General features: G+C 64.8%; 18 protein-coding genes. 13 read left to right on the plus strand and 5 right to left on the minus strand.

Annotated features, from left to right (window positions below; genetic code table 11):
* Nucleotide 1: 1 nt before the first annotated feature.
* The 3 genes from GGD61_RS33845 to GGD61_RS33855 are packed head-to-tail and all read right to left on the minus strand — an operon-like array spanning nt 2 to nt 3,127.
* Nucleotides 2-913: an NAD(P)-dependent oxidoreductase gene (locus GGD61_RS33845; RefSeq protein WP_092259509.1), complete on the minus strand. Its 912-nt coding sequence runs from the start codon at nt 911-913 to the stop codon at nt 2-4.
* A 12-nt stretch (nt 914-925) separates the two neighbouring features.
* The gene (locus tag GGD61_RS33850; protein ID WP_018315614.1) at nt 926-2,176 is read right to left on the minus strand and encodes a Zn-dependent hydrolase; all 1,251 of its coding nucleotides are present in this window, start codon (nt 2,174-2,176) and stop codon (nt 926-928) included.
* 33 nt (nt 2,177-2,209) lie between these two features.
* Nucleotides 2,210-3,127, minus strand: coding sequence for a LysR family transcriptional regulator (locus GGD61_RS33855; protein WP_092259506.1), 918 nt, complete (start codon nt 3,125-3,127; stop codon nt 2,210-2,212).
* Between the two features lie 119 nt (nt 3,128-3,246).
* On the opposite strand from GGD61_RS33855, the gene GGD61_RS33860 reads away from it, so the two are divergent.
* The 6 genes from GGD61_RS33860 to GGD61_RS33885 all read left to right on the plus strand — a co-directional run bounded on the left by GGD61_RS33860 (nt 3,247) and on the right by GGD61_RS33885 (nt 8,825).
* Nucleotides 3,247-4,062, plus strand: coding sequence for a putative hydro-lyase (locus GGD61_RS33860; protein ID WP_092259503.1), 816 nt, complete (start codon nt 3,247-3,249; stop codon nt 4,060-4,062).
* A gap of 89 nt (nt 4,063-4,151) precedes the next feature.
* Complete coding sequence (locus GGD61_RS33865; protein ID WP_092259500.1) at nt 4,152-5,396, plus strand: ABC transporter substrate-binding protein; 1,245 nt, start codon at nt 4,152-4,154, stop codon at nt 5,394-5,396.
* A 196-nt stretch (nt 5,397-5,592) separates the two neighbouring features.
* Nucleotides 5,593-6,426: a branched-chain amino acid ABC transporter permease gene (locus tag GGD61_RS33870; protein WP_244550725.1), complete on the plus strand. Its 834-nt coding sequence runs from the start codon at nt 5,593-5,595 to the stop codon at nt 6,424-6,426.
* Entirely contained in the window at nt 6,426-7,409 is a 984-nt protein-coding gene (locus tag GGD61_RS33875; protein WP_018315619.1) for a branched-chain amino acid ABC transporter permease, read from the plus strand. Before GGD61_RS33870 ends, GGD61_RS33875 begins: the two co-directional genes overlap by 1 nt.
* Nucleotides 7,406-8,137 carry an ABC transporter ATP-binding protein gene (locus GGD61_RS33880; protein WP_018315620.1) on the plus strand — a complete coding sequence of 244 codons (732 nt, stop codon included), beginning with the start codon at nt 7,406-7,408 and terminating at the stop codon, nt 8,135-8,137. Before GGD61_RS33875 ends, GGD61_RS33880 begins: the two co-directional genes overlap by 4 nt.
* Nucleotides 8,121-8,825 carry an ABC transporter ATP-binding protein gene (locus GGD61_RS33885; protein WP_018315621.1) on the plus strand — a complete coding sequence of 235 codons (705 nt, stop codon included), beginning with the start codon at nt 8,121-8,123 and terminating at the stop codon, nt 8,823-8,825. The genes GGD61_RS33880 and GGD61_RS33885 overlap by 17 nt, the downstream gene beginning before the upstream one ends.
* Nucleotides 8,826-8,841: 16 nt before the next feature.
* Here the strand turns inward: GGD61_RS33885 and GGD61_RS33890 are convergent, their stop codons facing one another.
* Together GGD61_RS33890 and GGD61_RS33895 are read right to left on the minus strand one after the other, a co-directional pair.
* Nucleotides 8,842-9,243, minus strand: a complete 402-nt coding sequence (locus tag GGD61_RS33890) for a hypothetical protein (RefSeq protein WP_018315622.1) — start codon at nt 9,241-9,243, stop codon at nt 8,842-8,844.
* A gap of 235 nt (nt 9,244-9,478) precedes the next feature.
* Entirely contained in the window at nt 9,479-10,165 is a 687-nt protein-coding gene (locus GGD61_RS33895; RefSeq protein ID WP_177237244.1) for an aldolase, read from the minus strand.
* Between the two features lie 104 nt (nt 10,166-10,269).
* On the opposite strand from GGD61_RS33895, the gene ltnD reads away from it, so the two are divergent.
* The 7 genes from ltnD (at nt 10,270) to GGD61_RS33930 (ending at nt 21,584) form a co-directional block, all read left to right on the plus strand.
* On the plus strand, nt 10,270-11,187 hold the full coding sequence (gene ltnD, locus GGD61_RS33900) for an L-threonate dehydrogenase (RefSeq protein WP_092259490.1): 918 nt from the start codon (nt 10,270-10,272) through the stop codon (nt 11,185-11,187).
* Between the two features lie 14 nt (nt 11,188-11,201).
* On the plus strand, nt 11,202-11,984 hold the full coding sequence (gene otnI / locus GGD61_RS33905) for a 2-oxo-tetronate isomerase (protein ID WP_091953525.1): 783 nt from the start codon (nt 11,202-11,204) through the stop codon (nt 11,982-11,984).
* The gene (gene otnK / locus GGD61_RS33910; protein ID WP_092259487.1) at nt 11,981-13,255 is read left to right on the plus strand and encodes a 3-oxo-tetronate kinase; all 1,275 of its coding nucleotides are present in this window, start codon (nt 11,981-11,983) and stop codon (nt 13,253-13,255) included. The genes otnI and otnK overlap by 4 nt, the downstream gene beginning before the upstream one ends.
* Before the next feature lie 168 nt (nt 13,256-13,423).
* A complete protein-coding gene (locus GGD61_RS33915) occupies nt 13,424-15,115 on the plus strand; it encodes a methyl-accepting chemotaxis protein (RefSeq protein WP_092259484.1) in 1,692 nt (563 codons plus the stop codon).
* Between the two features lie 237 nt (nt 15,116-15,352).
* Nucleotides 15,353-17,047 (plus strand): methyl-accepting chemotaxis protein, encoded by a 1,695-nt coding sequence (locus tag GGD61_RS33920; protein WP_092259481.1) that lies wholly within the window; start codon nt 15,353-15,355, stop codon nt 17,045-17,047.
* Nucleotides 17,048-17,215: 168 nt separating this feature from the next.
* A complete protein-coding gene (locus GGD61_RS33925; protein WP_183231919.1) occupies nt 17,216-20,395 on the plus strand; it encodes an efflux RND transporter permease subunit in 3,180 nt (1,059 codons plus the stop codon).
* Complete coding sequence (locus tag GGD61_RS33930) at nt 20,382-21,584, plus strand: efflux RND transporter periplasmic adaptor subunit (protein ID WP_183231920.1); 1,203 nt, start codon at nt 20,382-20,384, stop codon at nt 21,582-21,584. The genes GGD61_RS33925 and GGD61_RS33930 overlap by 14 nt, the downstream gene beginning before the upstream one ends.
* Nucleotides 21,585-21,678: the final 94 nt, after the last annotated feature.

Raw genomic sequence — 21,678 nt, forward strand, 5'->3', positions numbered from 1 at the left:
CTTACGAATTCACGATGCGGCGGCAATGAACCAATGCGGCTTCAATTAGGTTCTCGCTCGCCTCCGGCGTGCGGAAGGCGGAATGCGCCGACAGCGTCACGTTCGGAATTTTTGTCAGCGGATGATCGCCGGGCAGAGGCTCGGTGTTGAAGACGTCGAGGCCGGCATGGCGCATGTGGCCCGATTTCAGCGCGTCGATCATCGCCTGCTCGTCGACGATCGCGGCGCGGGCGGTGTTCACGAAGATGACGCCCGGCTTCATCTTTGCGATCTTCTCGCGCGTGATCATGCCGCGCGTCTCGTCGTTGAGCAGCAGGTGCAGCGACACGACGTCGCTCCTTGCCAGCAGGCTGTCGAGATCGGTGAATTCCACGCCCGGATGGCTCTTCGGAGAGCGATTCCAGGCGATCACCTTCATGCCGCTGCCGGACGCAATGCGCGCGACCTCGGCGGCGATGCCGCCGAAGCCGATTAGGCCGAGCGTCTTGCCGGTGAGCTGCATACCGTCTTCGCGCAGCCAGTTGCCGCCGCGCATCTCGCGATCCATCATCGCGATGACGCGGGCCGAGGCCCACATCAGCGCGATTGCGGATTCAGCGACCGCGGTGTCGCCATAGCCCTTGATCAGGTGCACGGAGATGCCGAGTTCTGCCAGCTCCTCCGGATTCATGTAGCTGCGCGCGCCGGTGCCGAGGAACACGACGTGCTTCAGCCCCGCACATTTCTTCGCCACCTCGGTCGGCAGTGCGGTGTGATCGACGATGGCGATCTCGGCGCCGTCGAGGATTTCAGGGTATTGCTCGGGCTTGATATCTGGATCCCTGTGGATCCGCACCTTGGGATCCCCGGGCTTCTCCAGCCGTTCCATGATCACGGCAAGCGCTTCATTGGCGTCGATGAAAACTCCGCGCATGGCTCTCTCCGGTCAGGACGCGACGCCGGCGATCGCCAGCACGGTATGCATGAGAACGTTGGTGCCGGCAGTGCAGTCGCCCTGCGTGGCATCCTCCAGCTCGTTGTGGCTGATGCCGTCCTTGCAGGGCACGAACACCATCGCCGCCGGCATGATCGTGTTGAGGTTGCAGGCGTCGTGGCCGGCGCCGGAGGTGATGCGGCGCGAGGAATAACCGAGCGTCTTTGCCGCGTTCTCGACTGCCGAGATCAGCTTGGGATCGAAATGCGTCGGCGGCTTGCGCCAGACCAGGTCGATCTTGACCTCGACCTTGCGGCGCGCGGCGATCTCCGCAATCGCGGCGCGCAGATCGCGATCGAGCGCGTCCATGATGGCGCCGTCCGCGCTGCGGCAATCCATGGTGAAGGCGATCTCGCCGGGAATGACGTTGCGCGAGGGATTTGCGATCACGGCTTCGCCGATGGTGCCGACCGCGTTCGGGCCGTGCTTCTTCGCGATGGATTCCATCGCCAGCACGATCTCCGACAACGTCGCCAGCGCGTCGCGCCGCAGCGGCATCGGCGTCGATCCGGCATGGCTCTCGAAACCGGAGATCTTGCCGTCGTACCACAGCACGCCCTGGCCGGAATCGACCACGCCGATGGTCTTGCCTTCGGCCTCCAAAATCGGGCCCTGCTCGATATGCAGCTCGACGAAACAGCCGAGCTTCTGGAAGCCGACCGGCTTGTCGCCGCGATAGCCGATGCTGTCCAGCGCCTGGCCGACGGTCGTGCCCTCGGCGTCCTTGCGCGACAAAATATCGTCGGTGGTGAAGTCGCCGACATAGGCGGCGGAGGCCATCATCGCGGGTGCGAAGCGCGAGCCTTCCTCGTTGGTCCAGTTGACGACGCAGATCGGCGCTTCGGTCTCGATGCCGGCATCGTTCAGCGTGCGGATCACTTCAAGTGCGCCGAGCGTGCCCAGAATGCCGTCATACTTGCCGCCGGTCGGCTGGGTGTCGAGATGCGAGCCGATGCCGACAGGCGGCTTCGACATGTCGCGGCCCTTGCGCAGGCCGAATTGCGAGCCGAGTGCGTCGGTGTGCACTTCGAGCCCGGCGTCCTCGCATGCCTTGCGGAACCAGTCGCGCACCAGCTTGTCTTCGCTGCTCAGTGTCAGCCGCCGCACGCCGCCTTTGGCCGTCGCGCCGAATTGCGCGGTCTCGTGGATGGAGCCCCAGAGGCGGGCGGAATCGATTTGCAGATTGGTGGCGGCTCGGCTCATGCGGTGGGGTCTCTCGATTGTCCGGCGCCTTTTTCAATGACGCGCCAGCGCGGGCGCGTCAACTGCGAGGCTGCTCTGCGCAATCTGCCGTGCAAGCTCGGCGACGCGCTCCACGGCGACGACGTCGGGCGAGGCGAGCCAGCTTGCGGTGAACGTCAGCGGTGCGATCGCAAGATCGGTGTCGAGCAGCTGCAGCCGGCCGTCGGCGAGCTCGCTCTCGACGATCGCGTCGGGGATCACGGCGACGCCGAGGCCTTCGACCGCCATGTGGATGACGGTCGCGAGCGATGCGGACGCGTGCAGCCGGATCGGCGGCAGCTCCGGCCGGTCGAACACCTCGCGCACGACCTCGTAAGGCTTGGTCTTGCGCGGGAAGGTGATGATCGGAAACCGAGCAAGCTCCGCCGGTGTCACCCGGCCTTTGCCGAGGCCGAGCGAAGGGCTTGCGAGGAAGCCGATCGGGTAATCGGCGAGCACGCGATTATGCACGCCGGACGCCGACAGCGGTCCGACCACGAAGGCAAGCTCGATCTCCTGCGCGAGCAGGCGCGCGGTGAGGTTGGGCGTGATGTCGACCTCGATCTCCAGCGACAGGTTCGGATAGACCTGGTTCACGCTCTTCACCAGGCGCGGCAGCCAGGTGTGCACGATGGTCTCGGCGACGCCGAGCCGCATCACGCCCCGCATCGCCGAACGATCGCCGATCTCCGCCATCATCTGGGCGCGCAGGCCGATCAGCTTCTCCGCATAGACCATCATCTGCCGGCCGCTCGGTGTCGGCGAGGCGACGCGGTGGTCGCGGTTGAGGAGCTTCACGCCCATCTCGCGCTCGAGCTGGGCAATGCGCTGGGAGATTGCCGGCTGGGTCGTATTGAGCCGTGCTGCAGCGCCACGGAAGCTGCCGAGCTTTACGACCCAGAGAAAAGTCTCGATCGACCTGAAGTCCAGCATTGGAAGGATTTTCCTCGTCGATAAAATGAATTTATCGATATCGATTAGAAAGGACGATTAGACTTTATAGCACGCTTGGTGTTGGCTGTCTTTGTCGAGTTTATAGGCAGGTCGATTACATGACTGTTTTGGTGGCAGTGCAGCAAACTGAAACGCCCGACGCCCTTCCGAGCCGCAAGGCGCGGCTTGCCTATCGGCAAGGGCTGGTCGCCTCCACCGCCGGCGTCGCCCCCGGCTTCGTCCAGGGCAATCTGGCGATCCTGCCGGCGGAATATGCCAGCGCCTTTCATCGCTTCTGCCAGCTCAATCCGAAGCCGTGCCCGATCATCGGCATGTCCGATGTCGGCAGTCCGCACATCCCTTCGCTCGGCGCCGATCTCGACATCCGCACCGACGTGCCGCGCTACCGCGTCTGGCGCGACGGCGAGGTCGTCGACGAGCCGACCGATGTGACGAAGCATTGGCGCGATGATCTCGTGACCTTCGTGCTCGGCTGCTCCTTCTCGTTCGAAGAAGCCTTGCTCGACGAGGGCATGCCGATCCGGCACATCGAGCGCAATGTGCGCGTGCCGATGTATCGTACCAACATCGCCTGCGGCGAGGCCGGTCCGTTCGCTGGTCCCATGGTGGTCTCGATGCGTCCCTTCAAGCCGGCGGATGCGATCCGCGCGGTGCAGATCACCTCGCGCTATCCCGCCGTGCACGGCGCGCCGGTCCATCTCGGCCATCCGCATCTGATCGGCATCAAGGACATTGCCAAGCCGGACTACGGCGATCCGGTGCCGGTCGCCGACGACGAGATTCCGGTGTTCTGGGCCTGCGGCGTGACGCCGCAATCGGTGATCAACGCCGCCAAGCTTCCGTTCGCGATCACGCATTCGCCCGGCCTGATGCTGGTGACGGATCTCAAGAACAGGACCATGGCCGTGATTTAGGGGGCAGCGTTTGCTGCTTCTTCGGGCTTTACCGCATCCATCAATCGCTTCATCCGATCAGACGAAATTCAGTAACAGGGGACTTTGCCATGACGATCACTCGCCGCGACGTGTTGTTGGGAGCCACCGCGACCGCTGCACTTGTGCCGCTGGCGGCGCGCGCACAGACTTCGGAAGTCGTGATCGGCGTCATCTATCCGTTCTCCGGCGGCAGCGCGCAGCAGGGCGTCGACGCGCAGAAAGCCTATGAGACCTCGCTCGAGGTCATCAACAAGGACACCGATTTCGACCTGCCGCTGGCGAAGGGCGAGGGCCTGCCGGGCCTCGGCGGCGCAAAAGTCCGCCTCGTGTTCGCCGATCACCAGGCCGATCCGCAGAAGGGCCGAGCCGAAGCCGAGCGCCTGATCACGCAGGAGAAGGTCTCCGCCATCATCGGCACCTATCAGAGCGCCGTCGCCGTCACCGTCAGCCAGATCTGCGAGCGCTACCAGGTCCCGTTCGTGTCCGCCGACAACTCCTCGCCGAGCCTGCATCGCCGCGGCCTGAAGTATTATTTCCGCGCCGCGCCGCATGACGAGATGTATTCGGCCGCGATGTTCGACTTCTTCGACGCCATGAAGAAGAAGGGCACCAAGATCGAGACGCTGTCGCTGTTCCACGAGGACACGATCTTCGGCACCGATTCCGGCAACGCCCAGGCCAAGATCGCCGGCGAGCGCGCCTACAAGATCGTCACCGACATCAAGTATCGCGCCAACTCGCCCTCGCTCTCGGCCGAGGTGCAGCAGCTCAAGTCCGCGAATGCCGACGTGCTGATGCCCTCGAGCTACACCACCGACGGCATCCTCCTGGTCAAGACCATGGCCGAGCTCGGCTACAAGCCGAACGCGATCGTGGCGCAGGACGCCGGCTTCTCCGAGAAGGCGCTGTACGATGCCGTCGGCGACAAGCTCGAAGGCGTGATTTCGCGCGGCACGTTCTCGCTCGACCTCGCGCAGAAGCGCCCGATGGTCGGCAAGATCAACGAGATGTTCAAGACGCGGTCGGGCAAGGACTTCAACGACCTCACCTCGCGCCAGTTCATGGGCCTGATCATCCTTGCCGACGCCATCAGCCGCGCCAAGTCGACCGACGGCGAGAAGATCCGTGATGCGCTGGCCGCGACCGACATCCCGGGCGAGCAGACCATCATGCCCTGGAAGCGCGTCAAGTTCGACGAGATGGGCCAGAACAACGACGCCGACCCGGTTCTGCTGCAGTATATCGGCGGCAAGTTCGTCACCATCTTCCCGCCGCAGGCCGCGATCGCGGAAGCGGTCTGGCCGATGAAGTAAGACTGGGACGCGGGAGCTCAGATGCAGCTCCCGCCCTCATCCTGAGAAGCGGGCGTAGCCCGCGTCTCGAAGGACGAGGGCTGGGCCATCCTTCGAGACGCGCGCTTGTGCGCGCTCCTCGGGATGAGGATCTATTTCGGGGGACAGACTTTTGACAGCCCAAGCCATTATTCAGAGTCTTGCCAGCGGCCTTCTGATGGGCCTGCTGTACGGACTGATCGCGGTCGGCCTCGCGCTGATCTTCGGCCTGATGGACGTCACGAACTTCGCCCATGGCGAGTTCCTGATGATCGCGATGTACCTGTCCTTCTTCCTGTTCGCGTTCTTCGCGATCGACCCCTTGCTGTCGGCGCCGTTGGTCGCCGCGGCGCTCTTTATCTTCGGAGCGGTGATCTACCTGCTCATTGTACGCTTTGCCATGCGGGCCAAGGCCAACGCCGGCATGGTGCAGATCTTCACCACCTTCGGCCTTGCCATCGTGATGCGGGGCCTGGCGCAGTTCTTCTTCACGCCGGATTATCGCAGCATTCCGCAATCCTGGCTCGGCGGCAAAACCATCTCGGTCGCCGGCATCTTCCTGCCGGAGCCGCAGCTGGTCGGCGCGCTGGTCTCGATTCTCGCCTTTGCCGGCCTCTACTTCTTCATCCATCGCACCGATTTCGGCCGCGCGCTGGAAGCCACCCGTGAAGATCCCGGTGCGGTCGCGCTGGTCGGCATCGACAAGAACCGCGTGTTCGCGTTCGGCTGGGGCCTCGGTGCCGCGCTGGTCGGTCTCGCCGGAGCGATCATGGCAAGCTTCTTCTATATCTATCCCGATGTCGGCGCGTCCTTTGCGCTGATCGCCTATGTCACGGTGGCGCTCGGCGGCTTCGGCAGCGTGTTCGGCGCCTTTGCCGGCGGCATCATCGTCGGCCTCGTCGAAGCGGTCACCGCGCTGGTGCTGCCGCCGTCGCTGAAATCGGTCGGCATCTACGCGGTTTACCTGCTGGTCGTCTTCATCCGGCCGCGCGGCCTGTTCGGATCGATCTGATGGACAAGGATTTTGCTGCGCGGCGCCGCCGCGACCTCATCATCGCCGCGGTGCTCGCCGTGATTGCCGCGCTGACGCCATTGTTCGTGAAGGACGTCGTCGTCCAGAACATCCTGATCCTGACCCTGATGTATGCGGGGCTGTCGCAGAGCTGGAACATCCTGTCCGGCTATTGCGGGCAGATCTCGCTCGGGCACGCGCTGTATTTCGGCCTGGGTGCCTACACCACCGAGCTGCTGTTCACGAAGTTCGGCGTGCTGCCCTGGTTCGGCATGCTGGCGGGCGGCGTGGTGTCGGCGCTGATCGCGATGGGGCTCGGTTATCCTTTCTTCCGCCTGCGCGGCCATTACTTCGTGATCGCCACCATCGTCATCGCCGAGATCGGCTTGCTTCTGTTCCACAACTGGGAATGGGCCGGCGCCGCGATGGGCATCACCATCCCGATCCGCGGCGACAGCTGGCTGAAATTCCAGTTTCTGCGCACCAAGCTGCCGTACTTCTATTTCGCGCTGGCGCTGTGCTGCCTCGCCTGGTTCGTCACCTGGTGGCTGGAGAACTCCAAATGGGGATTTTGGTGGCGGGCGGTGAAGGACAATCCGGAGGCGGCCGAAAGCCTCGGTGTCGACGTCTTCAATTCCAAGATGGGCGCGGCCGCCGTCTCCGCCTTCCTGGTCGCGGTGGGTGGCAGCTTCTATGCCCAGTTCGTCTCCTACATCGATCCTGAAAGCGTCATGGGCTTCCAGTTTTCGCTCTTAATGGCGCTGCCCGCCGTGCTCGGCGGCATCGGCACCCTGTGGGGCCCGGTGCTCGGCGCCGCCATTCTGATCCCGCTGACGGAGCTGACCCGCTTCAAGTTCGGGGGCTCCGGGCGCGGCGTCGACCTCATCGTCTATGGCACGCTGATCGTCCTGATCTCGCTGGCCTTGCCGCGGGGACTGCTCAGCCTGTTCTCACGCCCGAAGAAGACGGGGGCCGCACGATGACCGCGCTTCTTGAAACCCGCGGCGTCTGGCAGCGGTTCGGCGGCCTCGTCGCCAACAGCGACGTCTCGATCTCGGTCGGCCGCGGTGAGATCGTCGGCCTGATCGGCCCGAACGGCGCCGGCAAGTCGACGCTGTTCAATCTCATCGCCGGCGTTCTGCCGCCGACGCAAGGCTCGATTCTATTCGACGGCGAGGATGTCACCCACATGCCGGCGGCCGAACGCTGCCAGCGCGGGGTAGGGCGCACCTTCCAGGTGGTCAAGAGCTTCGAGACCATGACTGTCATCGACAACGTCATCGTCGGTGCGCTGGTGCGCAACACCGTGATGCGCGAAGCCCGTCGCAAGGCGCATGAGGTCTTGGAGTTCACCGGCCTCGCTGCGCGCGCCGACGTGCTTGCCAGCGACCTCGTGCCCGCCGAGAAACGCCGGCTCGAAGTCGCCCGTGCGCTCGCGACCGAGCCGAAACTGCTGCTGCTCGACGAAGTCCTCACCGGGCTGACGCCGACCGAGGCGCAGACCGGTGTCGCGCTGGTGCGCAAGGTGCGCGATGCCGGCATCACCGTGTTGATGGTCGAGCATGTCATGGAAATCGTGATGCCGTTGGTCGACCGCGCCATCGTGCTCGATCTCGGCAAGGTGCTGGTCGAGGGCAAGCCCGCCGATGTCGTTCGCGATCCCAAGGTGATCAGCGCATATCTGGGAGATCGTCATGCTGTCGGTGCGTGAAGTCACGACCGCCTATCAAGGCCTAGTCGCGATCTCCTCGATCTCGATCGAGGTTCAGAAGGGCGAGATCGTCTGCGTCGCCGGCGCCAATGGCGCGGGCAAGTCGACGCTGCTCAAATCCATCGCCGGTGCCGAGCGTCCGCGCTCAGGCACCGTGACGTTCGACGGCAAGCGCCTCGACGGCATGGCGCAGCACCACATCACGGCGACCGGCATTGCCTATGTGCCGGAGAATCGCCGCCTGTTCCCGCGCCTGTCGGTGCGCGACAATCTGCGTCTCGGCAGCTATCTCTACCGTGGCGAGGCGAACCGCGAAGGACCGCTCGATCTCGTCTTCCAGCTGTTTCCACGCCTGGCTGAACGCCTGGAGCAGCGCGCCGAAACGCTCAGCGGCGGCGAGCAGCAGATGCTGGCGATCGGCCGCGCGCTGATGACGCGCCCGCGCCTGTTGATGCTGGACGAGCCCTCGCAGGGCATCATGCCGAAATTGGTCGACGAGATTTTTCAGGCCGTAAAGCGCATCCGCGATGCCGGCATGACCGTTCTGATCGTCGAGCAGCGCATGGCCGAGTGCCTGGAGATCGCCGACCGCGCCTACATCCTGCAAACCGGCCGCGTGCTGATGCAGGGCCCCGCGGCTGAGATCAGGGGCAATCCCGACGTGAGGAAGGCGTATCTCGGATTGTAGCCGCTCGCTACGATCCCTATCCTGATTGTTTCTTGTTCCGGTTCTTGCTTGCGCCACGCAGCGTCGGCGCTGGTGCCGAAGGTTGCCCGAAGCCATTCATCTGAATGCATGAGAGCAGGTCGACATAGCTTTCGATGCCACCGGCGGAGGCCTCGGTGTAGCATTGGATGCGAATTGTCTCCGGCGTTGTCGTCCAGATGGACCCGAGCTGTTGCTGTGCGGTCTGCTCGTCGCTCATGCAGGCCTCGTAGGACTGCGGCTCGGTCAGCGACTTGTCGATCTCCTGAGTTGCCTTGCAGTTGGCCTCGACCTTGAGATCGGGGACGCCGCCGCGCCCGGACGTCTGGGCGTTTGCGGAAAGTGACAAGACAATAAAGCAGGCGGCAGAGAGGAAGGCGCAGGATACTTTGAAATCCATGACAATTCTCCCAGCGATCGATGAAACAACTCCTTCAGTCAATTACAGGGGGATCATGTGCTCGCGATCCCGGCAATGCAAATCAATTCCGGTCCGCAGGTCCCGCATATCGCTCCGCTCATGTGGGCTAATCCGTCGCCACACCCCGCGTCATTGCGAGCGTAGCAAAGCAATCCAGAGTCTTTCCGCGGAGGGATTCTTGCCTCGCTGCGTTATGACGAGGTTAGAGCGGGGCTCAATCGCCGTGCCCATGCTCCGGCAGCGTCACCCCGAACACCTTCACCAGATCGGCCACCTGTTCCGGCGACAGATAGCGCGGGTTCATCCCGCGCAGCAGCAGGTACAGCTTCGCCGTCTCCTCCAGCTCCTCCGTGGCGAACACCGCCGCTTCCAGCGTGTCGCCGGCAACCACCGGGCCGTGATTGGCGAGCAGCACCGATGAATATTTCCCCGCCAGTCCCTTGATCGCGTCGGCGACCGCGGGATCGCCGGGGCGGTAGTACGGGACGAGCGCGGTGGCGCCGCATTTCATCAGATAATAGGCCGTCATCGGCGGCAGCGCGGCGCGCGGGTCGATCTCGGGCAGCATCGAGAGCGCGACCGAATGGGTGGAGTGCAGATGCACGATCGCGCGCGCACTGCCGCGCGTGTCGTAGAGCGCGGTATGGAGCGGAACCTCCTTGGTCGGCGCATCGCCCGATACCAACCGTCCCTGGTCGTCCAGCCGTGACAGTTTTGCGGGATCGAGAAAGCCGAGCGAGGCGTTGGTCGGCGTCACCAGCCAGCCGCCGCCATCGAGCCTGACGCTGATATTGCCGGAGGAGCCCGGCGTCAGACCACGCTCGAACAGGGACCGGCCGAACCGGCAGATATCCTCGCGCAGCCTCGTCTCGTTGCTCGTGTCGGTTCTCATGGCCGTCATGTCCGCTTGTCTCACGCTTTGGCAGCGCGGCCAAGCCGTGATATCGGTTCGCCGAGCCGCCGCAAAAGCCGGCCGTCCGGGAAACGTTCGCAAGGGTTAGTTGCATGTCCGCCTCCACGTCACAAAATCAGCGCATCGCGGTCATCGGGCTCGGCTCGATGGGGTTTGGCATGGCGACCTCGCTGAAGCGCGCCGGTCACGCCGTCACCGGCTACGACGTTTCGGCCGAGGCGGTGGCGCGTTTCGTGAAGGATGGCGGTGCGGGTGCCAAAACGCCGGCCGAGGCGGCCAAGGGCGCGGACATCGTCGTCAGCGTCGTCGTCAATGCCGCGCAGACGGAAGCCGTCCTGTTCGGCAAGGATGGGGCCGCCGAGACCATGCCCGAAGGCAGCGTCTTCGTATCCTCCGCCACGATGGACCCGGACGTGGCGCGACGTCTTGCCAAGCAGCTGGAGGCAACCGGCCGGCATTATCTGGATGCTCCGATTTCCGGCGGAGCGCAGCGCGCCGCGCAAGGCGAGCTGACGATCCTCGCCTCCGGCAGCCCCACAGCGTTCGCGAAGGCACGGCCCGCGCTCGATGCCATGGCCGCGAAGCTCTACGAGCTCGGCGATGCCGCTGGCCAGGGCGCTGCCTTCAAGATGATCAACCAGCTGCTCGCCGGCGTGCACATCGCCGCCGCCTCGGAGGCGATGGCATTCGCCGCCAAGCAGGGCCTCGACATCCGCAAGGTCTACGAGGTGATCACGGCCTCGGCCGGCAATTCCTGGATGTTCGAGAACCGCATGCCGCACGTGCTGGACGGCGACTACACGCCGCGCAGCGCGGTCGAAATTTTCGTCAAGGATCTCGGCATCATCCAGGACATGGCGCGCAGTGCCAGGTTCCCGGTGCCGGTCTCCGCTGCCGCACTCCAGATGTTTCTGATGACATCAGCCGCCGGCATGGGCCGGGACGACGACGCCTCGGTGGCGCGGATGTATGCGCAGGTCACCGGCGTCAAGCTGCCCGGCGACAAGTAACGAAGAGGACTCCAATGCCCCGTTTCGCCGCCAATCTCTCGATGATGTTCACCGAGGTGCCGTTCCTCGATCGCTTCGATGCCGCCGCTTCAGCCGGCTTCACTGCGGTCGAGTTTCTCTTTCCCTATGAGCATCCCGCCGAGGCGGTCGGCGAGCGCCTCAAGCGCAACGGCCTGACCCAGGCGCTGTTCAACCTGCCGCCGGGCGACTGGAACGCCGGCGAGAAGGGCTTTGCGGCGCTCCCCTCGCGCTTCTCCGATCTCAAGGCGGGCCTGGAGACGGCGCTGCCTTACGCCAAGGCGACCGGCGTCAAGCGCCTGCACCTGATGGCCGGCATCGCCAACCGCGGCGAGCGCGTCGCGATCGAGGCGTTCTACAAATCGGTGGCATGGGCTGCGGAGTTCTTCGCCCCGCACGGCATCGACATCGTGCTCGAGCCGATCAATGCGCGCAACGTACCCGGCTACTTTCTCAACGATTTCGGCTTCGCGCGCGATCTGATCCAGGAGCTGAGGCTTCCGAACCTCAAGCTCCAGTTCGACATCTATCACTGCCAGATCATCCATGGCGACGTCACGATGCGGTTGCGCGAGATGATGCCGATCATCGGCCATATCCAGATCGCCAGCATCCCCTCGCGTAACGAGCCTGACGGGGAGGAGTTGAACTACCCGTTCCTGTTCGAAGAGCTCGACCGGCTCGGCTATGCCGGCTTCGTCGGCTGCGAGTACAATCCGCGCGGCAAGACCACCGATGGCCTTGCCTGGTTCAAGCCTTATGCAGGAGTGAAGCCGTGACACTTGCGTTGGGCTGCATCGCCGACGACTACACCGGCGCTTCCGATCTCGCCAACACTCTGACACGCGCGGGCCTGCGCACCGTGCAGACCATCGGCGTGCCCGCGGACGATCTCGCGCTGCCCGAGGTCGATGCCGTCGTGGTGTCGCTGAAGAGCCGCTCGATCGAGGCCGGCCTTGCCGTGTCGCGTTCGCGTGCGGCGGATCAGTGGCTGCGCGGCCGCGGCGCCGGCCACGTGCTGTTCAAGATCTGCTCGACCTTCGATTCCACCGTTTCAGGCAATATCGGTCCGGTGATGGACGCGCTGCGTGCCGATAGCGGCGAAGGTGCCGTGCTGGTGACGCCAGCCTTCCCGGAGACCGGCCGCACCGTCTACCAGGGCAACCTTTTCGTCGGCGCCGTGCCGCTCAACGAGAGCCCGCTGAAGGACCATCCGCTCAACCCGATGCACGATTCCAACCTGGTGCGCGTGCTGGCGCGCCAGAGCGGGACGCAGATCGGTCTCGTCGACCTCGCCACCGTCACCCGCGGCGCAGACGCCGTGCGGGCACGGCTGGCCGAGCTGGCGGACAAGGGCATCGGCGCTGCCATCATCGACGCGGTCTTCGACCGCGACCTCGAGACCATCGGCCTCGTTGCCGCCGAACACCGGCTGTCGGTCGGCGCCTCCGGCATCGGCCTCGGGCTCGCGCGTGCGCTGGTGTCGACGGGTAAAGTCAAATCGGCCAGGGCGAACGGCGAGACCGGCGCTGCCGTCGGTGGACCGGCGGCCTGCCTCGCCGGAAGCTGCTCTCAGGCGACGCTTCAGCAGATCGCCAACGCCGAGCGCGTCATGCCGGTGCTTCATCTCGATCCTGACCGTATCATTACGGGGGCCGGCGAAGCACAGCGTGCGTTGGACTGGGCGAGGCCGCGGCTTGCGGAAGGTCCGGTGCTGATCGTCTCGAGCGCGACGCCCGATCAGGTCGCCGCGCTGCAGGCGCGGCACGGCCGCGACGCAGCCGGCCATGCGATCGAGCAGACCATGGCCGACATCGCGGAGAGCCTTGTAAAATCAGGGGTGCGGCGACTGATCGTTGCCGGCGGCGAGACCTCCGGTGCCGTGGTCGATCGGTTGAAGATTCCCGGATTTCTCGTGGGAGTAGAAATCGCGGCAGGTGTCCCGGTGCTGCATGCGGTGGGCGCGCAAGCCGACATGCTGCTCGCTCTGAAGTCCGGAAACTTCGGCGGCGCTGAATTTTTCTCCGATGCGCTTAGGCTCATGCGCTGAGCGCAGAGCATTTTTAGCGACGTGTTCATCTCTTTGAGGCTCCGTACTCGTACGGAGTCGTAGTTAACATCTGCGCAGGTGCCCTGGTGTTGGATGTTGGTGCCGCTCCCTTTGGTTGATTCGTAAAACTTCCGGACGCGCACCGCGCCAGCACAAAGAGACCCGATTATGCTCGCCACCATTTCCATCCGCGCCAAGATCATCAGTGTCGTGGCGTTCCTGCTTGTCGCAATGGCCGGCATGGGTCTCCTGGCCGTCATGAAAATGCGGTCGATGAACGCCAACACCACCGACATCACCACGAACTGGATGCCCAGTGTGCGGGTGCTCGGCGAACTTCGGGCGAGCGTCATTACCTATCGCAACGTGGTCCGCCAGCACATGCTGTCTGAAACGCTGGACGAGAAGTTCGCCAACGAGAAGACGGGTGTGACGGTGATCGAAGCGCTGGCCAAGATCCGCGGCCGGTATGAGGCAATGATCACCTCGCCGGAGGAGCGGGCGCTCTACAACCAGTGGTCAAAACTCTGGGACGACTACAAGAAGGGCACCGAGGAGGTGATGGCGCTCTCGCGCAAGGAGGCCGGCAAGGTCCCGCACGAAGCGCAGGAGCTGAATACCAAGACCGTCAACAAGATCGGTCTTGCGTCGGATGAGGTCCTGATGAAGGACATCGAGCTCAACACCAAGGGGGGCGATCAGGCGGCTCAGGATGCTGCGGACAGCTACTCCTATGCTTTCATGCTGGTCTCGGTCATTCTCGGCGCCGCCGTCATTATCGGCATCGGCGTCGGCTTCTATCTCGTCCAGGACGTCTCGAAGGGCATCAACTCGATCATCGAGCCGATGCAGGCGCTGGGCAGGGGCGACTTGTCCGCCGAAGTCCCGCACCGGGGCGATAAGACCGAGATCGGCGCCATGGCCGACGTGCTTCAGATCTTCAAGGAGGCGCTGATCGCCAAGAAGGCCGCCGACGAGGCTGCGGCCGCGGATGCCGAAGCCAAGATCGAGCGCGGCCGCCGCGTCGACAACATCACCCGCGAATTCGAAACCATGATCGGCGAGATCGTCCAGACCGTGTCGTCGGCCTCGACCCAGTTAGAGGCCTCCGCCTCGACGCTGACTTCGACCGCCGACCGTTCGCAGCGGCTGGCGACCACCGTTGCCGGCGCTTCGGAGGAAGCCTCGACCAACGTGCAGTCGGTGGCTTCGGCGACCGAGGAGATGGCTTCGTCGGTCGGCGAGATCAGCCGTCAGGTGCAGGAATCGGCTCGGATGGCGGGCGATGCCGTCGGCCAGGCGCGCGCCACCACCGAGCGCGTCAGCGAGTTGTCCAAGGCGGCGTCCCGCATCGGCGATGTCGTCGAGCTGATCAACACCATCGCCGGCCAGACCAATCTGCTGGCGCTGAACGCGACCATCGAAGCAGCACGTGCCGGTGAAGCTGGCCGCGGTTTCGCCGTGGTGGCCTCCGAGGTGAAGGCGCTCGCCGAGCAGACCGCCAAGGCGACCGGCGAGATCGGTCAGCAGATCTCCGGCATCCAGGCGGCGACCAACGACTCCGTCGGCGCTATCAAGGAAATCTCCTCGACCATCGAGCGCCTCTCGGAGATCTCGTCGGCGATTGCAGCGGCGGTGGAAGAGCAGGGCGCAGCGACGCAGGAGATCGCCCGCAATGTGCAGCAGGCCGCGCAGGGCACCCAGCAGGTCTCCTCCAACATCACCGACGTGCAGCGCGGCGCGACCGAGACCGGCACGGCCTCCTCGCAGGTGCTGTCGGCGGCGCAAATGCTGTCGAACGATTCGGGGCGGCTGAAGAATGAGGTCAGCAAGTTCCTGACCAACGTCCGCGCGGCGTAAGTTCTCGCACACAGCTATCCCTCCAGGAACGAGCGGCGCCAAAAGCGCCGCTCGTTTTCTTTTTCTGCCGGTAGCATGATCTCGCCTAAAGGTAGCATCATGGGGAAGCACCCGTAGGCGCACGGGGTTCCCCTTTCATGGTTGGTTAAATTCGCTTTATGAGAATAACGCAAAGACGACTCGAACAGCGGCCGTCCGAATTGGAATGAACAAATAATCAATTCATTTGGGGCTCCGATGCGCAAGAATTTTCCCGTCACCGATGTCGAATATCCGGTCAGCGACGAGACGCTGATCGTTTCGCGCACCGATCTCAAGGGCAAGCTCAGCTACTTCAACGAGGACTTCATCGCGGCCGCCGGCTTCACATCGGCCGAGCTAATGGGCCAGCCGCACAATATCGTACGCCACCCCGACATGCCGCCGGAGGCGTTCGACAATCTCTGGGACACGCTGAAGGCCGGCAAGCCGTGGCTTGGCGCGGTGAAGAACCGCCGCAAGAACGGTGACTTCTATTGGGTGCTGGCGACTGCCTCGCCGATCCGGGAGAATGGCCAGGTCAAGGGTTACACCTCGATCCGCACAAAACTGCCGGCCGATCAGCGCAAGCTCGCCGAGGAGGTCTACGGCGCGATCCGCGAGAAGAAGCCGCACGGTTATCGCGTCGACGCCGGCATCATCCGTCGCCGCTCGTGGCTCGACCGCTTCAGCGTCTTCACCGGCACGCTGAGGGCGCGCCTCGTCACGACGATGGCGCTCCAGACGTTGTTCATGCTCGCGCTCGGCATCGGCGGCGCGCTCGCCTCCGGCGGTTCGGCCAGCCTGATGCTGTCCGCGCTGGCCGTCGTTGGCGCCCTCGTCGTCGGTTTCGCGGGACTTGCAACCATGCGCGCGATCCAGGGGCCGATGCAGCAGCTCAACGGCACTCTGGTCAACCTCGTGCAGGACAAGCTCGACAACCGCATCGTGATCGAGCGCGACGACGAGATCGGCGAGGCGCTGCGCAACCTCCAGACCGTGCAGACCATCATCCGCTTCAGCCGCGACGAGGTGCAGGCGGTGCAGCGCCGTGCCGAGACGCAGCGCAAGGCCGACATGACCCAGCTCGCCGACGGCTTCGAGGCCGCGATCGGCGAGATCGTCGAGACCGTGTCGTCGGCCGCAACCGAGCTCGAGGCGGCCGCCTCGACGCTGTCCTCGACCGCGGCCCGCGCGCAGGAGTTGGCGACAGTGGTCGCATCCGGCTCGGAAGCCGCCTCCAGCAACGTTCATTCGGTCGCCTCGGCGGCCGAGGAGATGTCGTCCTCGGTGCGCGAGATCGGCCGCCAGGTGCAGGACTCCTCCCGGATCGCGAGCGAGGCGGTCAGCCAGGCGCATGCCACCACCGAACGTGTCAGCGAATTGTCGCGGGCCGCATCGCGGATCGGCGACGTCGTCGAGCTCATCAATGCGATCGCCGGCCAAACCAATCTGCTGGCGCTCAATGCCACGATCGAGGCGGCGCGGGCCGGCGAGGCGGGTCGCGGCTTCGCCGTCGTGGCCTCCGAGGTCAAGGCGCTCGCCGAGCAGACGGCCAAGGCCACCGGCGAGATCGGCCAGCAGGTCGGCGGCATTCAGGCGGCGACGCAGGATTCGGTCAGTGCCATCGGCGAGATCAGCGGCACCATCGCGCGCCTGTCGGAGATTGCTGCGGCGATCGCCGCGGCCGTGGAGCAACAGGGCGCGGCCACACAGGAGATCGCCCGCAACGTTCAGCAGGCCGCCCAGGGCACCCAGCAGGTCTCGTCCAATGTCGGCGACGTCCAGCGCGGCGCCTCCGAAACCGGCTCGGCATCCTCGCAAGTGCTGTCGGCGGCGCAGATGCTGTCCCGCGATTCCAACCGTCTCAAGTTCGAGGTCGGCAAGTTCCTGAACTCCGTCCGCGCCGCCTGAGACAGGCCGCCGCATAGCTGCGATGTCGATTTCGCAGTGCGGTAGCAGGGAAGTGAATGCAGGATAGTTCTGGTTATTAGCGTTTCCGGCGGTGCTCGGGTAAAGGGAAATGGGGATCGCCGTGGGGGCAGATTCCGTATCCTCGCTTGACCCGGATTTGCCTGGCGCATGATTGCTCTGGTCCGTATTGCCCTGAGCCGGCCCTATACGTTCGTCGTGCTGGCACTCCTGCTGCTGATCATCGGACCGCTCGCGGCGCTCCGGACCCCGACCGACATCTTTCCGGACATCCGCATTCCCGTGATCGGCGTGGTCTGGCAGTACACCGGCCTGCCGCCCGACCAGATGTCCGGCCGCATCACGACGCCGTTCCAGCGTGCGCTGACGACCACGGTCAACGACATCGAGCACATCACCGCCAATTCCTATAACGGCTTTGGTATCATCAAGATCTTCTTCCAGCCCAACGTCGACATCCGTACCGCCAACGCGCAAGTCACCGCGATCTCGCAGACGCTGATCAAGCAGATGCCACCAGGCGCGACGCCGCCCTTGATCCTGAACTACTCGGCCTCCACCGTCCCGATCATCCAGGTGGCGCTGTCGGGCGACGGGCTCACCGAGCAGAACCTCGCCGACATCGGCATCAATCAGCTCCGCACGCCGCTGGTCACCGTGCCCGGCGCGGCGATCCCGTACCCGTTCGGCGGCAAGCAGCGCCAGATCCAGATCGACCTCGATCCCACCGCGCTGCAGGCCCGCGGCCTGTCCGGCCAGGACGTCGCCAATGCGCTCGCCGCGCAGAACCTGATCACGCCGGTCGGCACCCAGAAGATCGGCCAGTTCGAGTACAACATCCAGCTCAACAACTCGCCGCTCAGGATCGACGAGCTCGGCAACCTTCCGATCAAGACGGTGAACGGCGCGATGGTCTATGTGCGCGACGTCGCCACCGTGCGCGACGGCAATCCGCCCCAGACCAACATCGTCCATGTCGACGGCAACCGCTCGGTGCTGATGATGGTGCTGAAGGCGGGCGCGACCTCGACGCTCGATATCATCGCCGGCATCAAGCAGAAGGTGATCGAGGTCAAGGACCAGCTCCCGGACGCGCTCAAGATCGGCTTCATCGGCGACCAGTCGGTGTTCGTGCGCGGCGCGATTCAAGGCGTCGCGGTCGAGGGCGTGATCGCGGCGCTGCTCACCAGCGTCATGATCCTGTTGTTCCTCGGCAGCTGGCGCTCGACCATCATCATCGCGGTGTCGATCCCGCTGTCGGTGCTGGGCGCCATCATCATGCTGTCAGCGATCGGCGAGACGCTCAATATCATGACGCTCGGCGGGCTCGCGCTCGCCGTCGGCATCCTCGTCGACGACGCCACCGTCACGATCGAGAACATCAATTACCATCTGGAGCAGGGCAAGCCGGTCGAGCAGTCGATCCTCGACGGCGCCAACCAGATCGTGACGCCGGCCTTCGTGTCGCTGCTCTGCATCTGCATCGTGTTCGTGCCGATGTTCTTCCTCTCGGGCGTCGCGCGCTTCCTGTTCGTGCCGATGGCGGAAGCCGTGATGTTCGCGATGATCTGGTCGTTCATCCTGTCGCGCACGCTGGTGCCGACCATGGCAAACTATCTGCTGCAGGCGCATGTCCATCACGAAGGCGGGCCGCCGAAATCGCGCAATCCTTTTGTCTGGTTCCAGCGTGGCTTCGAGGCACGGTTCGAGCGCATCCGCGGCGGTTACCATGGCTTCCTCGGGCTGGCGCTGGCGCACCGCGCGGTGTTCGTGATCGGCTTCCTCTGTGTCGTCGGCGCCTCCTTCGCGCTGGTGCCGTTCCTCGGCCGCAATTTCTTTCCCGCGGTCGACGCCGGCAACATCCTGATGCATGTCCGCACCCAGGTCGGCACCCGTGTCGAGGAGACCGCCAACCAGCTCGCCGACGTGCAGAAGGCGGTCCGCAAGCTGATCCCCGGCGAGATCGAGACCATGACCGACAACATCGGCATGCCGATCTCCGGCATCAACATGACCTACAACAACACCGGCGTGATCGGCCCGCAGGACGGCGACATCCAGATCAAGCTGAGGGAGGGCCACAAGCCGACCGAGGAACACGTGCGCGTGCTGCGCGAGCAATTGCCGCGGCTGTTCCCCGGCGTCAGCTTCGCGTTCCTCCCTGCAGACATCGTCAGCCAGATCCTGAATTTCGGCGCGCCGGCGCCGATCGATCTCCAGATCCGCGGCGCCAATCTCAGTGCCAATTTCGCTTACGCCAACAATCTGCTGGCAAAAGTCCGCAGGATCCCCGGCGTTGCAGATGCGCGGATCCAGCAATCGCCGAACGCTCCGACCTTCAACATCGATGTCGACCGCACCCGCGCGCAATATGTCGGCCTGACCGAGCGCGACGTCACCAACAGCCTCGTGGTCAATCTCGCCGGCTCCTCGCAGGTGGCGCCGACCTACTATCTCAACCCCGAGAACGGCGTGTCCTACTCGATCGTGATGCAGACGCCGCAGTACCAGATCGATTCGCTGAGCGCGCTGCAGACGCTGCCGATCACCGCGGCCGGCAATGCGCAGTCGCCAATCCTCGGCGGCATCGCCGACATCAAGCGTTCGAGCTCGAGCGCGGTTGTCTCGCAATACGACATCCAGTCGATGGTGCAGATCTTTGCGACGACCTCGGGCCGCGATCTCGGCGCGGTCTCCGCCGATATCCGCAAGGTGGTTGCCGATACCGCCAAGGAGGTGCCGAAGGGTTCCTCCGTGGTGCTGCTCGGACAGGTGCAGACCATGAACAGCGCCTTCACCGGCCTGTTGTTCGGCCTGCTCGGCGCCGTCGTGCTGATCTATTTCCTGATCGTGGTGAACTTCCAGTCCTGGTCCGATCCGTTCGTGATCATCACGGCGCTGCCGGCCGCGCTCGCCGGCATCGTCTGGATGCTGTTCGCGACCGGGACCACGCTGTCGGTCCCGGCGCTCACCGGCGCCATCATGTGCATGGGCGTTGCGACCGCCAACAGCGTGCTGGTGATCTCCTTTGCACGCGAGCGCTACGAGGAGCTGGGCGATCCCGTCGCCGCGGCGCTCGAAGCCGGCTTCGTCCGGTTCCGCCCGGTGCTGATGACCGCGCTCGCCATGATCATCGGCATGGCGCCGATGGCGCTGGGGCTGGGTGAGGGCGGCGAGCAGAACGCGCCGCTCGGCCGCGCCGTGATCGGCGGCCTGATCTTTGCAACCTTCGCCACGCTGATGTTCGTTCCCGTGGTGTTCAGTATGGTCCACAAAAAGCAAGGCGCCAAAGCCGCCGCCCCATTGGAGACCCCGCATGTCGCCCACTGACCCCCGCTCCCCGGTTTCGCACCGGAAACTGGGCATCTTCGGCGTGGTGGCGCTGATCGCGGCCGGCCTCGTCGTCGGCACCGGCATCCGCGCGCGCGAGGAGCAGGGCTCCAGGCTGAAGGAATGGACCGACGATCAGGCCGTTCCCAGCGTCGCGGCGGCGCAGCCCAGCGCCAAGGCGCTCAACGCCACCATCGATCTGCCGGGCCGGCTGGAAGCCTATTATCGCGCGCCGATCTTCGCGCGCGTGTCGGGCTATCTGAAGAGCTGGAGCGCCGATATCGGCGCCCGCGTCAAGGCCGGGCAGGTGATCGCCGAGATCGAGGCGCCGGACCTCGATCAGCAACTGCTCCAGGCGAGAGCCGACCTCGCCAGCCAGCAGGCCAGCGCCAGGCTGTCGGAAGCAACGCTGAACCGGCGCAAGACGCTGGTCGCCTCCAACTTCGTCTCGGCGCAGGAGATCGACGAGCGCACCGCCGATCTCTCCAACAAGAATGCCGCCGTCAATTCGGGCAAGGCCAATGTCGAGCGGCTGGAAGCGTTGGCTGGCTACAAGAAGATCACCGCGCCGTTCGACGGCGTCGTCACCGCGCGCGACACCGATGTCGGCGCGTTGATCAATGCCGGTGGCGGCTCGGGCCCGGCGATGTTCGTGATCTCCGACATCACCAAGCTGCGCGTCTATGTCAACGTGCCCCAGAATTACGTGCCGGCGATCAAGATCGGCGCCAAGGCGACGATCACACTGCCCGAGTATCCGAACCGGACTTTCCAGGCGACGGTGGAGGCGTCCTCGCAGGCCGTCGACGTCGCCTCCGGCACCACGCGCATGCAGCTCGGGCTCGACAATTCCTCAGGCGAGCTGATGCCCGGCGGCTATGCCAGCGTGAAGCTCAACCTCCAGCGCGATTCCGCGCCGCTCAGCATCCCCGCCAGCGCGCTGATCTTCAACAGCAGCGGCCTGCGCGTTGCCACCGTCGGTGCGGACGACAAGGTGCTGTTCAAACCCGTGACCATCGCCCGCGATCTCGGCCGCGAGATCGAGCTGGCCTCGGGGATCACCGCGGACGACCGCGTCATCACGGCACCGCCGGACGGGTTGTCGGACGGCGATGCAGTGCGTGTCGTCGGTGCGGGTGCGAAGGGCAAGCCGACGACCGCGTCGGAGAAGCAGGCGCCGAAGGGGTAGGGCGGCCTCGTGCCCCGGACGCAGCTCTCGTAGGGTGGGCAAAGGCGCTCTTGCGCCGTGCCCACCAATCTTTCCTGATCAGATGAAGACGGTG

The organism is Bradyrhizobium sp. SBR1B, from assembly GCF_014198205.1.
Lineage (GTDB): Bacteria > Pseudomonadota > Alphaproteobacteria > Rhizobiales > Xanthobacteraceae > Bradyrhizobium.

What these genes read in the sequence shown, in the direction of transcription:
- GGD61_RS33915 (WP_092259484.1), top strand. Translation starts at nt 13,424, where the DNA reads ATGCTCGCCACCATTTCCATCCGCGCCAAGATCATCAGTGTCGTGGCG.
- otnI (WP_091953525.1), top strand. Translation starts at nt 11,202, where the DNA reads ATGCCCCGTTTCGCCGCCAATCTCTCGATGATGTTCACCGAGGTGCCG.
- GGD61_RS33870 (WP_244550725.1), top strand. Translation starts at nt 5,593, where the DNA reads ATGGGCCTGCTGTACGGACTGATCGCGGTCGGCCTCGCGCTGATCTTC.
- GGD61_RS33930 (WP_183231920.1), top strand. Translation starts at nt 20,382, where the DNA reads ATGTCGCCCACTGACCCCCGCTCCCCGGTTTCGCACCGGAAACTGGGC.
- GGD61_RS33885 (WP_018315621.1), top strand. Translation starts at nt 8,121, where the DNA reads ATGCTGTCGGTGCGTGAAGTCACGACCGCCTATCAAGGCCTAGTCGCG.
- GGD61_RS33920 (WP_092259481.1), top strand. Translation starts at nt 15,353, where the DNA reads ATGCGCAAGAATTTTCCCGTCACCGATGTCGAATATCCGGTCAGCGAC.
- GGD61_RS33890 (WP_018315622.1), bottom strand. Translation starts at nt 9,243, where the DNA reads ATGGATTTCAAAGTATCCTGCGCCTTCCTCTCTGCCGCCTGCTTTATT.
- ltnD (WP_092259490.1), top strand. Translation starts at nt 10,270, where the DNA reads ATGTCCGCCTCCACGTCACAAAATCAGCGCATCGCGGTCATCGGGCTC.
- GGD61_RS33865 (WP_092259500.1), top strand. Translation starts at nt 4,152, where the DNA reads ATGACGATCACTCGCCGCGACGTGTTGTTGGGAGCCACCGCGACCGCT.
- GGD61_RS33925 (WP_183231919.1), top strand. Translation starts at nt 17,216, where the DNA reads ATGATTGCTCTGGTCCGTATTGCCCTGAGCCGGCCCTATACGTTCGTC.
- GGD61_RS33875 (WP_018315619.1), top strand. Translation starts at nt 6,426, where the DNA reads ATGGACAAGGATTTTGCTGCGCGGCGCCGCCGCGACCTCATCATCGCC.
- GGD61_RS33850 (WP_018315614.1), bottom strand. Translation starts at nt 2,176, where the DNA reads ATGAGCCGAGCCGCCACCAATCTGCAAATCGATTCCGCCCGCCTCTGG.
- GGD61_RS33860 (WP_092259503.1), top strand. Translation starts at nt 3,247, where the DNA reads ATGACTGTTTTGGTGGCAGTGCAGCAAACTGAAACGCCCGACGCCCTT.
- GGD61_RS33880 (WP_018315620.1), top strand. Translation starts at nt 7,406, where the DNA reads ATGACCGCGCTTCTTGAAACCCGCGGCGTCTGGCAGCGGTTCGGCGGC.
- GGD61_RS33895 (WP_177237244.1), bottom strand. Translation starts at nt 10,165, where the DNA reads ATGACGGCCATGAGAACCGACACGAGCAACGAGACGAGGCTGCGCGAG.
- GGD61_RS33845 (WP_092259509.1), bottom strand. Translation starts at nt 913, where the DNA reads ATGCGCGGAGTTTTCATCGACGCCAATGAAGCGCTTGCCGTGATCATG.
- GGD61_RS33855 (WP_092259506.1), bottom strand. Translation starts at nt 3,127, where the DNA reads ATGCTGGACTTCAGGTCGATCGAGACTTTTCTCTGGGTCGTAAAGCTC.